Annotated in this window: 12 protein-coding genes; 2 read left to right on the top strand and 10 right to left on the bottom strand. The window is 64.6% G+C overall.

Features of this window, described 5'->3' with window-relative positions; all coding sequences use genetic code 11:
• Positions 1 to 36 precede the first annotated feature (36 nt).
• Complete coding sequence (locus FJ443_RS16940) at positions 37 to 474, bottom strand: VOC family protein (RefSeq protein ID WP_140500250.1); 438 nt, start codon at positions 472 to 474, stop codon at positions 37 to 39.
• A gap of 90 nt (positions 475 to 564) precedes the next feature.
• Positions 565 to 1,374 (bottom strand): helix-turn-helix transcriptional regulator, encoded by an 810-nt coding sequence (locus FJ443_RS16935; RefSeq protein ID WP_140522536.1) that lies wholly within the window; start codon positions 1,372 to 1,374, stop codon positions 565 to 567.
• Positions 1,375 to 1,517: 143 nt separating this feature from the next.
• On the opposite strand from FJ443_RS16935, the gene FJ443_RS16930 reads away from it, so the two are divergent.
• Positions 1,518 to 2,438: a zinc-binding dehydrogenase gene (locus FJ443_RS16930; RefSeq protein ID WP_140664974.1), complete on the top strand. Its 921-nt coding sequence runs from the start codon at positions 1,518 to 1,520 to the stop codon at positions 2,436 to 2,438.
• A gap of 27 nt (positions 2,439 to 2,465) precedes the next feature.
• Here the strand turns inward: FJ443_RS16930 and FJ443_RS16925 are convergent, their stop codons facing one another.
• The 7 genes from FJ443_RS16925 to FJ443_RS16895 form a co-directional block, all read right to left on the bottom strand.
• Positions 2,466 to 3,218 (bottom strand): SDR family oxidoreductase, encoded by a 753-nt coding sequence (locus FJ443_RS16925; RefSeq protein WP_140500256.1) that lies wholly within the window; start codon positions 3,216 to 3,218, stop codon positions 2,466 to 2,468.
• A 50-nt stretch (positions 3,219 to 3,268) separates the two neighbouring features.
• A complete protein-coding gene (locus FJ443_RS16920; protein ID WP_140500258.1) occupies positions 3,269 to 5,533 on the bottom strand; it encodes a transglycosylase domain-containing protein in 2,265 nt (754 codons plus the stop codon).
• A 137-nt stretch (positions 5,534 to 5,670) separates the two neighbouring features.
• A complete protein-coding gene (locus FJ443_RS16915) occupies positions 5,671 to 5,817 on the bottom strand; it encodes a hypothetical protein (RefSeq protein ID WP_140500260.1) in 147 nt (48 codons plus the stop codon).
• A gap of 23 nt (positions 5,818 to 5,840) precedes the next feature.
• A complete protein-coding gene (locus FJ443_RS16910) occupies positions 5,841 to 6,095 on the bottom strand; it encodes a GlsB/YeaQ/YmgE family stress response membrane protein (protein WP_140500262.1) in 255 nt (84 codons plus the stop codon).
• Positions 6,096 to 6,205: 110 nt separating this feature from the next.
• A complete protein-coding gene (locus tag FJ443_RS16905) occupies positions 6,206 to 6,409 on the bottom strand; it encodes a hypothetical protein (protein ID WP_140547282.1) in 204 nt (67 codons plus the stop codon).
• A gap of 83 nt (positions 6,410 to 6,492) precedes the next feature.
• Positions 6,493 to 7,113 carry a ribonuclease D gene (locus FJ443_RS16900; protein WP_140500266.1) on the bottom strand — a complete coding sequence of 207 codons (621 nt, stop codon included), beginning with the start codon at positions 7,111 to 7,113 and terminating at the stop codon, positions 6,493 to 6,495.
• A 148-nt stretch (positions 7,114 to 7,261) separates the two neighbouring features.
• Positions 7,262 to 8,644 (bottom strand): M20/M25/M40 family metallo-hydrolase, encoded by a 1,383-nt coding sequence (locus tag FJ443_RS16895; RefSeq protein ID WP_140664971.1) that lies wholly within the window; start codon positions 8,642 to 8,644, stop codon positions 7,262 to 7,264.
• A 475-nt stretch (positions 8,645 to 9,119) separates the two neighbouring features.
• On the opposite strand from FJ443_RS16895, the gene polA reads away from it, so the two are divergent.
• A complete protein-coding gene (gene polA / locus FJ443_RS16890; protein ID WP_181169822.1) occupies positions 9,120 to 12,071 on the top strand; it encodes a DNA polymerase I in 2,952 nt (983 codons plus the stop codon).
• 33 nt (positions 12,072 to 12,104) lie between these two features.
• Here the strand turns inward: polA and FJ443_RS16885 are convergent, their stop codons facing one another.
• A complete protein-coding gene (locus tag FJ443_RS16885; protein WP_140500273.1) occupies positions 12,105 to 12,509 on the bottom strand; it encodes a Fur family transcriptional regulator in 405 nt (134 codons plus the stop codon).
• Between the last annotated feature and the right edge of the window lie 70 nt (positions 12,510 to 12,579).

Here is a 12,579-nt window from a genome sequence, read left to right as displayed (position 1 = left end):
GACATCGGCCACTCCTGCCATTTCTTCGTATTGCGCTTAACCGAGTTCTTGGGCGAGTCCGATGAGCAACCCCTCAGGCCCACGGATGTAGCAGAGCCGATACACGTCTTTATACTGGACTACTTCGCCTACGAGCTGCGCGCCGCGCGTGCGGAGCCTTTCAAGCGTCTCGTCGATGTCATCCACGGTGAACATGACGCGCAGGTACCCTAGGGCGTTGACCGGGGCGTTCCGGTGATCTGCGACGACAGGCGGCCTGAGGAAGCGGGAGAGCTCGAGCCGGCTATGGCCGTCCGGTGTGCGCATCATGGCAATCTCGACATGCTGATCGCCCAGTCCGGTGACACGTCCGGCCCATTCTCCTTCGATCGTGGCCCGTCCTTCAAGCTCGAGGCCGAGTTCGCGAAAGAAATCAACCGCCTCTCCGAGGTCTTCGACGACGATTCCTACGTTGTCCATCCGCTTGAGCGCCATGTTTCCATCTCCAAGGTGTCGTTCGAATCTACAAGGCGTCGCCTGGTCCAACAATGGATGCTCGAGGTGCTCCGCCTGCAGCCAGGTTGATCACGCCACGAAGGCAGAGCCGCCATTTTGCGCGACGCTGCCGAGGTATTTTGCCGGCGGCTTGCCAAGCGCCTTTTTGAACATGGTGATGAAGGCGGTGACGGAATCATAGCCGAGATCGCCGGAGACCTGCTGCACGCTCGCACCGGAGGCCAGTTCTCGAATTGCGACGATCAGATGCAACTGCTGGCGCCAGCGTCCGAAGCTTAGGCCAGTCTCCTTCACGACGAGACGGGCGAGACTGCTCTCGCTGAGCGCAACCCGGCTGGCCCATTGCGACAATGTGCTGCGGTCGGCGGGATCCTGCGCCAACGCTTCGGCGATCCGCCTCAATCGCGGCTCGGATGAGATCGGCAGATGCAGCCGCTGGACAGGCATGCGCGGCAGCTCGGCAAGCAGCGTCATGATCAAAAGCGCATCCCTCGCCTCATCATCCCCCACGCCATCGGACAGTTCGATGATCAGTTCGCGCAGCAGCGGCGAGACCGAAAGGGTGCAGCACCGGTCCGGCAATTCGGCGGCTCCCGGCTCGATGTAGACGAAGAAGATCCGGGCGTTGGCGGTCGCGATATTGCTGTGCTCCATGTCGCCGGGAATCCACACCCCGCAATGCGGCGGCACCATCCACAGGCCGCTCGGGACGCGGCATGTGACGCCACCGCCGAGCGCGAAGACGAGTTGGCCTTTGCGATGCCGATGGGAGGGGACTTCGGCCCTGGTTTCGGTAACGTCGACGCGCACGGCGATTGCCGGTGCGAGGACGTCATCCACATTGAAATCGAGCCATGGGTAACGAAGAGGTTGTCTCATGATTGACGGCTTTTAGCGATTAAACGCCACGATAGCTAAATTCTTCAAGCTGGGAAGTCGATAGGTTCCAGCTTGCCCATGCACCCGGTTGATCAGGATGCCACCGCGCTTTGCATCCACAAACCAGCAGGAAGGTACGTCTCATGCTCGCCCTAGTCATGTCTTCCGACAGCCCCGCCGGACTGACGCTTGCCGAGGTCGAGGACCCACGGCCTCTCGCAAACGAGGCGCTTGTCTCGGTCCACACAACCTCGTTGAATCGCGGCGAATTGCGCCTGCTCACCATACGCCCGGACGGCTGGATACCCGGCCAGGACCTCGTCGGGATCGTCGAACGGCCAGCGGCCGACGGCTCCGGGCCAGCCGTGGGCGCCCGGGTCGCGGCTCTGGTCGACCAGGCGGGCTGGGCCGAACGCGTCGCGGTTTCGACTGACCGCCTCGCCGTCCTGCCGGATGACGTCAGCTTCGTTTCCGCGGCCACGCTTCCGGTCGCGGGCACCACCGCGCTCAGGACTTTGCGCCATGGCGGCGACCTTGCCGGCCAACGGGTCCTGATCACCGGCGCAAGTGGAGCGGTCGGCCGTTTCCAGATCCAGATCGCGCGCGAACAGGGCGCGAGCGTGACCGCGGTCGCGGCCTCCCGGCATGGCGAGGATCTCCGCCGCCTGGGTGCCGGGCAAGTCGTCGAGGCGATCGAACTGGCTGAGGGGCCGTTCTCGCTGATCACCGAATCGGTCGGCGGCCAAAGCCTTGCCCACGCGATCGAACGCGTCGCTCCTGGCGGGACGATGGTCATGTTCGGCTCGAGCAGTGGCGAACTCACGCCAATTGGGTTCCGCCAGTTCGTTCCGGGTCACGAGGGGGCGAGGCTTCAGACTTTCGCCTACTACACGTCTGGCGCGGGCATTGGCTCGGACATCGCCTCGCTGCTCGCTCTCGTTGCGGCCGGCCGGCTGGAAACCCGCGTCGCCCTGACCATGCCATGGACCGACATCGCCCAAGCCCTGGACGCTCTGCGACAGCGCAGCTTCAGCGGCAAGGCCGTTCTCACCATGACCGGATGAACGATCCCTAGGCTGAGACCTGCCCCATCACACGTGCTGGCCGCCATTAATGTGGATTTCCGAGCCGGTCACATAAGACGCCTGCCCGGAGCACAGGAAGAAGATGATGTCGGCGACCTCGGCCGTGGTGCCCAGCCGCCTGAGCGGAATGGTCTCGACGATCTTGTCCGTGCCCGGCGACAGGATCGCGGTGTCGATTTCGCCCGGCGCAATGGCGTTGACGCGGATCCCGTGCGGGCCGAAATCATGCGCCATCTCGCGCGTCAGCGAGCCGAGCGCCGCCTTCGATGTCGCATAGGCGGTGCCGGCGAAGGGGTGCACCCGGGTGCCGGCGATCGAGGTGACGTTGACGATCGACCCTTTCGCCGATGCCAGTTCCTTGAACAGCCCGCGCGCCAGCATGATCGGCGCGAAGAAATTGACCTGGAACACGTCGCGCCAGACATGCATCGGCGTGTCGATGGAGTTCATGCGGCTGTTGCCGTCCTTGAGCTTTGGCGAAATGCCGGCATTGTTGACCAGCGCGTGCAGCTGCCCGCCATGCGCCTCGAGCCGGTGGCGGATTTCGGAGACGGCGATGCCGACATCCTCCTGGTCGGCGAGATCGACCTTGATGTGGTCCTCGGGCCCGGCCGGCCACGGGCAATCCTCGGCAAACGCTTGGCGCGAGCAGGTGATGACGCGCCAGCCCTCGCGCGAGAAACGCTTGACCGTGGCATGGCCGATGCCACGGCTGGCGCCGGTCAGCACAATGGTCTTCCTGGTGTCGATCTCTGCCATGTCGGGAGGTGTAGCCGAACGGTGTGGCGCTGGCGAGAGGCGAGTTGCCGCTAGCCTCCGCCGAGAATGTCGAGGATCGACGTCTGCCGCTTCTTGAGCGGACCGCCGACACTGCCCGGCGGCACCGGATGTCCGACCGAGGCGGTGGTTCCGGAGTCGCCCGGCATATCGAAACCGTCGGCGTCGACCGTCTGGGCCGGGCGGGGCGCGCGAACCGGCGCTGGCTGCGCCGCGACGGCAGCGGGCGCCGACTGGCCGACAGGCGCTTGCGGCTTCGGAGCCGGCTGTGTCGCATCGGCCGACGGGATTTCGTCCGGCACGATCCTATCGGCCGGCGTCGATTTCCAGGTACCAGGCAGCGGCCGCACGGGCACGCCCTCATGCGCGGCGACCATGAACTCGTGCCAGGCCTGCGCCGGCAGCGCGCCGCCGGTGACCTTCTTCATCGGGCTGCCGTCGTCATTGCCGAACCATACGCCGGTGGTGAGATTGGCGGTGTAGCCGACGAACCAGGCGTCGCGCGAATTCTGGCTGGTGCCGGTCTTGCCGGCCGACGGCCAGGTGAAGGCCGCCTTCCTGGCCGTGCCGATCTCCACCGTCCCGGTCATCATCGAGTTCATCATGCCGACGATCTCGGGCTTCACCACGCGCGGCGCGCTGCCGCTGCCGGCGTCGTACAGCACCTTGCCCTCGGCTGATGTCACGCGGCGGATGAAATGGATGTCCGGCTTGTAGCCGCCATTGGCGAAAGGCACATAGGCCGAGGTCAGCTCCAGCGGCGTCACTTCCGACGTGCCTAGCGCGATCGAGGTGTTGGCCTGCAGATCGGACTGGATGCCCATGCGATGCGCCGCCTCGACCACTGCGTCCGGCCCCACTTCCATGGTCAGCTGGGCCGCCACCGAGTTCAGCGACTTCGCCAAGGCGGTTGCCAGCGTCACCTTCCCGAAATACTTGCCGCCGTAATTGTCGGGTGTCCATTTGCCGATCTTGATCGGCGCATCGTTGCGCACGCTGTCGGGCGTGCGGCCGGCCTCGAGGGCGGCCATGTAGACGAACGGCTTGAACGCCGAACCGGGCTGCCGGCGCGCTTCCGAGGCGCGGTCGAACTGGCTGGTCGAATAATCGTAGCCGCCGACCATGGCACGCACCGCGCCCGAATCGTCGATCGACACCAGCGCGCCCTGGGTGACGTTGAGCTTCTTGCCGCTTTCATCGATCAGCCGGCGGATCGATTGTTCCGCGAGCTTCTGCAGGTTCAGGTCGACGGTGGAATCGATGACGATGTCGCCGCGCACGTCGCCGATCAGATCGGGCAGCTCTTCCATGATGGTGTCGGCGACGTAGTTTTCCGAGCCTGTCCAGTAGGACGGCGCGCGCGTCGCCGGCGCGCTCATCGCCGTGGTCAGTTCCTTGGCGCTGATCTTGCCTTCGTCGCGCATAGCGGCGAGCACCAGCTGCGCGCGGTCCTCGGCGGCCTTGGGATCGCGCGCCGGCGACAGTCGCGACGGCGCCTTCAGGAGACCGGCAAGCAGCGCCGCCTCCGACAAGGTGACATCGCGCGCGCTCTTGCCGAAATAACGGCGCGAGGCCGCTTCGACGCCATAGGCGCCCGAGCCGAAATAGACCCGGTTGAGGTACATTTCGAGGATCTGGTCCTTGGTGTGCTTGTGCTCCAGCCACAGCGCCAGCAGCACCTCCTGCACCTTGCGCTCCAACGTCCGGTCTGGCGTCAGGAACAGGTTCTTGGCCAGTTGCTGCGTCAGCGTCGAACCGCCTTGCGAGAAATGCCCGCCGGCGAGGTTGGCGACCATGGCGCGCGACAGGCCGATCGGATCGACGCCGAAATGCGAATAGAAGCGGCGGTCCTCGATGGCGATGACCGCCTCGGGGATGTAGGGCGACATTTCGTGCAGGCCGACCGCCTCGCCGCCGCTCATGCCGCGATTGGCGAGCAGTTGGCCGTCGGCGGAGACGATCTTGATATTGGGCGCGCGATCGGGGATCGACCAGGTCGTGGCCGCCGGCATCTTGGCACCGTAGTAGACGACGACGCCGGCCACGGCGATGCCGCCCCAGATGGCCAGCACGAAGCACCAGTAGACCAGCCGGCCGAGCACGCCGAACAGGCCGCGCCGGCTCCTGCCGCGCCTGGCACGCGACGATTTTGCCTTTGGCGGTTTGCGTTTGGCGGAGGCTTTGCGGTTGCTGGGCACGACGCGATCCTCCTCGCTCACCGAAAGACCGGTCTGGGATCTCGCTTGTGGCGGTCCCTCGAAACTGGGTTCGATGCGGCTGTCTCTGCGGTTCGCCATGCGCTGCGCTTGATATCCCGATGCCTATGGCGTTCGGGTTGCAGAGTAGATGCGGCGGTTTAAAGGCGGGTTAAATCCGGCAGGCAGCGATAGTCAGGCGTGGGGAGCAATGCGGAGCCGGCAAGCCCGGGCTCCGTTCAGTTCTGCTGGATCGAGATGCCCTTGTCGTCGATCTTGAGTTCAACGCCTTTCGGCTTGGTCTGTTCGCGGTAGACGTAGACGCCGAGCGCGATGACCACGACGACGAGCGCGCCAATGACGAGATAAAGCGTATTCTGTTTCATGGCGCGCTCCTCGGTGCCCGGCCTCAGGCTCGCTTCAGGACCCTGACCAGGATCAGCAGGATGATGGCGCCGATCGTGGCGTGGATGATCGAGGCGAGGATGCCGCCGCCGATGGACAAGCCGATCCGCGGGAACAGCCAGCCCGCGATGAACGCGCCGATGATGCCGACGATGATGTTGCCGATCAGGCCGAAGCCGAAACCGGAGACGATGAGACCGGCGAGCCAGCCGGCGATGGCACCGATGATGATGAAGACGAGCAGGCTTTCGACGCCCATGGCGATTTCCCTCCGAGCAAGAGGCGAGCGCGGAGCGGAAAGCCCCGAATCGGCCTCGATATCAATGGCTTCAGGCTATGCGAAAGCCGCCGCCCTCGCCAGCGGCCTGCTCATTGGTCGCCGTCGTCGCTCCCGGCGGGCCGCCAGCTCGTCGGCTCGACCTTCTTCTGCGTATCGCTGTCGATGTAGACCCACCAGCCGCCGTCCCGGTATTGCGCGATGGATTCGTTGAGCACGCCGTCGCCGTCCTTCCAGGTCACGGTGACCTTGGAGCCGTCGGTGGGCGCGGTCGATATGGGCTTCCTATCCGCCATGTCATCCCTCTTTTCGAGCCGACGGAACACGACGGCCGGCATCTGGTCCCGGACGGAACATCGGCGGCAGCGCCGCGACGCCGTCAGCTATGAGCGAAAATATCCTCTTCGTCCCAGCCCATGAGGTCAAGCTTGGCGCGTGTTGGCAGGAAGCGGAAACAGGCGTCGGCCTCTTTCGTGCGATCCTCGCGCGCCAGCCGCGCCGCCAGCACGTCGCGCAGCCGGTGCAGATAGAGCACGTCGGATGCGGCGTATTCGAGTTGTTCGGGCGACAGCGTTTCGGCCGCCCAGTCCGACGATTGCTGCGCCTTGGACAGGCCGACGCCCAGAAGCTCGAAGCAGATGTCCTTGAGCCCATGCCGGTCGGTGTAGGTGCGGGTCAGCCGCGAGGCGATCTTGGTGCAGAATACCGGCTCGGGCATCACACCGAATGCATGGTAGAGCACGGCAAGGTCGAAGCGCCCATAGTGGAACAGCTTGGTCACGCTGTGGTTTCCCAAGAGCTTGACGAGGTTCGGCGCTTCCTTTTGGCCCGGCGCGATCTGGATGACGTCGGCGCTGCCGTCGCCGGGTGAAATCTGCACCACGCACAACCGGTCGCGATGCGGGTTCAGTCCCAGCGTTTCCGTATCGATGGCAACCGCCCCGACATTGTAGCGGGACAGGTCGGGCAGATCGTTTTTGTGGAAACGGATATCGCTCATCGTCTTCTCCGGGGTCGCGCTTTCGGCATCGCGCATCCATCGAGCGGACGCGCGCGCTCCAGCACGTTGCGCTGGCAACCCGTCCTTGCCGTGATCGGTGGAAAAATCAACATAAACTTGATTTTCCCGCCTTTCGTGAGTTCCCGGCTCAGCGCGTCAGCGCGTCCAGAATGCGTGCCCAGGAGCGCTGGCCCTTGTGGAACGAACTCAACTCGTACTTTTCGTTGGGCGAGTGGATGCGGTCGTCGTCGAGGCCGAAACCGACCAGCAGCGATTCCATGCCGAGATAGGTCTGGAAATCGCCGACCACGGGGATCGAGCCGCCGCTGCCGATCGTCACCGCCGGCTTCGGCCATTCGTCCGACAGCGCCGTCTTGGCCTTGGCCAGGAACGGCGAGTCGTAGGAAAGCTGGATCGCCGGCGAGCCACCATGCGGGTGGAATTCGACCGAACAGTCGGCCGGAATGCGCTCCCTGACGAATTGCTGGAAGGCGGCGCGGATCTTCTTGGGATCCTGCTTGTGGACGAGGCGGAAAGATACTTTCGCCGAGGCCTGCGCCGCAATCACCGTCTTGAAGCCCTTGCCGGTATAGCCGCCGGTGACGCCGTTGAACTCGGCCGTCGGCCGTGCCCAGGTGAGTTCCAGCAGCGAGCGGCCCTTTTCGCCCGACGGGATCGACAGGCCGACGGGGCCAAGGAACGTCTCGGCCGTTTCGCCCAGCGTTTCCCATGATTTCAGGATCTGCGAGGGCGTTTCCTCGACGCCGTCATAGAAGCCCGGGATGGTGATATGGCCGTCCTTGTCGTGAATGTCGGCCAGCACCTTTGCCAGGATGCGGATCGGGTTGGCAGCGGCGCCGCCATAGAGACCCGAATGCAGGTCGCGGTCGGCGGCCTTCACGGTGATCTCCTCGCCGACCAGCCCGCGCAGCCCCACGCAGATCGACGGCGTGTCGCGGTCCCACATGCTGGTATCGCAGACCAGCGCGAAATCAGCCTTGAGTTCATCGGCATTGGCTTCGAGGAAGGGCTTCAGCGACGGCGAGCCCGACTCCTCCTCGCCCTCGAACAGGATGGTGATGCGGCACGGCAGATTGCCATGCACCTGCTTCCAGGCCCGGCAAGCCTCGACGAAGGTCATCAACTGACCCTTGTCGTCGGCCGAGCCGCGCCCGGTGATCACCTTGTGGCCGGGCTCGATCTCCTTGACCGCCGGCGCGAACGGTTCGTTTTCCCAAAGCTCGATCGGATCGACCGGCTGTACGTCATAGTGGCCATAGAACAGCACATGCGGCGAACCGGCCGGCCCGTCATGATGCGCAACCACCATCGGGTGGCCGGGCGTGTCGCGGACGCTGGCGTCGAAGCCGATCACCTTGAGTTCTTCCACCAGCCATTCGGCCGCCCTGCGGCAATCGGCGGCATAGGCCGGATCGGTGGAGATCGACCTGATCCGGAGCAGGCCGAACAGGCGCTCCAGGCTCTGGTCGAGATTCTTGTCGAGACGGTCGAGAACGGGGGAAATTGACATTGATGAGCCTTTCGATTCAGTGCCGGAACCCTAAAGGCAGAGCGGACAAACGAAAAGCCCGGGACCATTGGACCACGGGCTCCAAGCGCGTATTCGAAACAAAAAAGACCGCCGTGGTGGAGGGGGAACCACGGCGGCCCTTCTACTCGAAACGATGCGGCAGCCCGGAGAGGGGGGATAGGCTGCCGCAGGTGTCCGGGATAGGCGGGGGACGGGCCTTGCTCCGGACGTCGGCGAAAATTGCCGATGCCATTTATCTGTGTCCTCGAACGTGGCGATTCAAGGGCACGAATATTACACTTTTGTAACATGGCCGTGAGCGGCCGTTGGACGGACGGAGCCAGGCAGTCCCGCGGGCGAAAATAATGCCGATTTCACCTCTTTCCAACCAACCTGTCGCCTGCCTGTCAGGGTGTTGCTGGAAGCGGTGCCTTTGGCATGGACCAAGCCGCCGCGCCGCGCTATCCCTGCCCGCATGAAAAAAGGCGATCATCTCTTTCTTGTCGACGGCTCCGGCTACATCTTCCGTGCCTATCATGCGTTGCCGCCGCTGACCCGCAAGTCCGACGGCCTGCCGGTCGGCGCCGTGTCCGGCTTCTGCAACATGCTTTGGAAGCTGATGCAGGATGCCCGCAACACCGATGTCGGCATCGTGCCGACGCATTTCGCCGTCATTTTCGACTATTCGTCGAAAACCTTCCGCAACGATCTCTATCCCGAATACAAGGCCAACCGTTCGGCGCCGCCGGAAGACCTGATCCCGCAATTCGGCCTCATCCGCCAGGCGACCAGGGCGTTCAACCTGCCCTGTCTCGAGATGGAAGGGTTCGAGGCCGACGACCTCATCGCGACCTATTGCCGGCTGGCCTGCGAGGCCGGCGGCGACACCACCATCATCTCCTCCGACAAGGACCTGATGCAGTTGGTCGGCCCGACGGTGAGCATGTACGATCCGATGAAGGATCGCCAGATCGGCATTCCCGAGGTCATCGAGAAATGGGGCGTGCCGCCGGAGAAGATGATCGACCTGCAGGCATTGACCGGCGATTCCGTCGACAATGTTCCCGGCGTGCCGGGCATCGGACCGAAGACCGCGGCGCAATTGCTCGAACAGTTCGGCGACCTAGACGGACTGCTTGAGCGCGCCGGCGAGATCAAGCAGGAGAAACGACGCGAATCCATCATCGCCAATGCCGACAAGGCGCGCATCTCGCGCCAACTGGTGACGTTGAAGAACGATGTGCCGGTGGCCGAGGGGCTGGACGAATTCGTCCTGCACGCGCCGGACGGGCCGAAGCTGATCGGCTTCCTCAAGACCATGGAATTCTCTTCGCTGACCCGCCGCGTGGCGGAAACGACGGGAACCGAGGCAAGCGACGTCCAGGCGATCGCTGTGACGGTCGAACGCGCCGACTCCGCGCATGGGCCGGACGTCGGCGCCGGCGCGCCAGTCGCGCCCAGCGCCGAGGCGAAGCAGGACGGCGAGACGGCCCTGGCCGCAGCCGGCGGCACGAAGGAGGGCAACACCCCCTCGCTTCTGTCGGCGCTTCGCCTGGAGGCCGCCACCGCCCGCAAGATCGACATTTCGGCCTATCAGTGCATCCGCGACGTCGCCAGCCTGAAGGCCTGGGTCGCCGAGGCGCTGGAGACCGGCATCGTCGCCTTCGATGCCCGCGCGACGTCGCCCGATCCGATGCAGGCCGAACTGATCGGCTTGTCGCTGGCGACGGCGCCAGGTCGCGCCGCCTATGTGCCGTTCGCCCACAGGAGCGGAAATGGCGACCTGCTCGGCGGTGGTCCGATCGACAACCAGATCCCGCTGCGCGAGGCGCTGGCCGTGCTGAAACCGCTGCTCGAGGACAAGTCTGTCCTCAAGATCGCGCAGAACCTGAAATACGATCTCGTCATCATGAGCCGCTACGGTATCGACGTCGGCCCTTTCGACGACACCATGCTGATCTCCTACGTGCTCGATGCCGGCACCTCGCATGGCCACGGCATGGACGCGCTTGCCGAGAAATGGCTGGGCCATAGTCCGCTTCAGCTCAAGGACGTGACCGGCTCCGGGAAAAATTCCGTCGGCTTCGACCAGGTCGACGTCGACAAGGCGACCGCCCACGCGGCCGAGGACGCCGATGTGACGCTCAGGCTCTGGCTGGTGCTGAAGCCGCGGCTCGCCGCCAAGGGCCTGGTGTCGGTCTATGAGCGGCTGGAACGGCCGCTGGTGCCGGTGCTGGCGCGCATGGAACAGCGCGGCATCTCGGTCGACCGGCAGATCCTGTCGCGGCTGTCGGGCGAACTGGCGCAGGGCGCAGCCCGGCTCGAGGAAGAAATCTATCAGCTCGTCGGCGAGCGCATCAACATCGGCTCGCCCAAGCAGCTCGGCGACATCCTGTTCGGCCGCATGGGTCTGCCCGGCGGCTCCAAGACCAAGACCGGCCAATGGTCGACCTCGGCGCAACTTCTGGAAGACCTTGCCGCGGAAGGCCACGAACTGCCGCGCAAGATCGTCGACTGGCGCCAGCTGACCAAGCTGAAATCGACTTACACCGATGCGCTGCCCGGCTTCGTCAACCCGGACACCAAGCGGGTCCACACCTCCTACGCGCTCGCCGCGACGACGACGGGGCGCCTGTCATCCTCCGACCCGAACCTGCAGAACATCCCGGTGCGCACCGCCGAAGGCCGCAGGATCAGAACAGCCTTCATCGCCGACAAGGGCAACCGCCTGGTTTCGGCCGACTACAGCCAGATCGAATTGCGCGTGCTCGCCCATGTCGCCGAGATCCCGCAATTGCGGCAGGCCTTCGCCGACGGCGCCGACATCCACGCCATCACCGCCTCGGAAATGTTCAACGTGCCCGTGGAGGGCATGCCTTCGGAAGTGCGCCGCCGCGCCAAGGCGATCAATTTCGGCATCATCTACGGCATCTCGGCCTTCGGCCTCGCCAACCAGCTGTCGATCCCGCGCGAGGAGGCCAGCAACTACATCAAAAAATATTTCGAGCGCTTCCCCGGCATCCGCGACTATATCGAAGAGACCAAGGCCTATGCCCGCGAGCACGGTTTCGTCGAGACGATCTTCGGCCGCCGCATCCACTACCCCGAGATCCGGTCCTCCAATCCCTCGATCCGCGCCTTCAACGAGCGCGCCTCGATCAACGCGCGCCTGCAAGGCACCGCCGCCGACATCATCCGCCGCGCCATGGTGCGCATGGACGAGGCGCTGGAGAAGGCCAGGCTTTCGGCCCGCATGCTCTTGCAGGTGCATGACGAGCTGATCTTCGAGACGATCGAGGCGGAAGTCGAGGCGACGATCCCCGTCGTGCGCCATGTCATGGAGAACGCGGCCATGCCGGCGGTGTCCATGTCGGTGCCGCTGCATGTGGACGCTCGAGCGGCGAACAATTGGGACGAGGCGCACTAGCGCCAGCCGACATCACCTGAATATCAACACATTTCAGGCAGCTTGCGCCCGGCACTTGGCACAGGTCCCGCGGAACTCGATCACCGCCTTCTTGGCGGCAAAGCCGGTGGAGCGCACCCATTCGTCCAGCCGGTGACCGACATCATGGTCGGACATTTCGCTCACCTGGCCACATGTGTCGCAGATGGCGAAGGCGGTCATGGAATGGCTGTGATCGTGCGGTTCGACGCAGGCGACGAAGGAATTGAGGCTTTCCAGCCGATGCACGAAGCCGGACTTCACCAGCGTGTCGAGCGCGCGGTAGACCTGCAGGGGCGCGCGGAAACCCCGCTCGCGCAGTTGGTCAAGCAAGGTGTAGGCGCTGAGCGGCCCGCTGGCGGCCTCGAGTTTCTCGAGCACGCACAGCTGGTTCTTCGTCAGCACATCCCTTGCCGCCATGATCCTGTTTCCGACCTGCCTCGTGTCACATACACGTCGTTTCCATATGCAAACGGCCGCCCCCGTTCAG

The organism is Mesorhizobium sp. B2-6-1 (assembly GCF_006440475.1).
Classification (GTDB): Bacteria; Pseudomonadota; Alphaproteobacteria; order Rhizobiales; family Rhizobiaceae; genus Mesorhizobium.
Note: the sequence above shows the minus strand (reverse complement) of the source record. Positions and strands in the feature narration are given on the sequence as shown.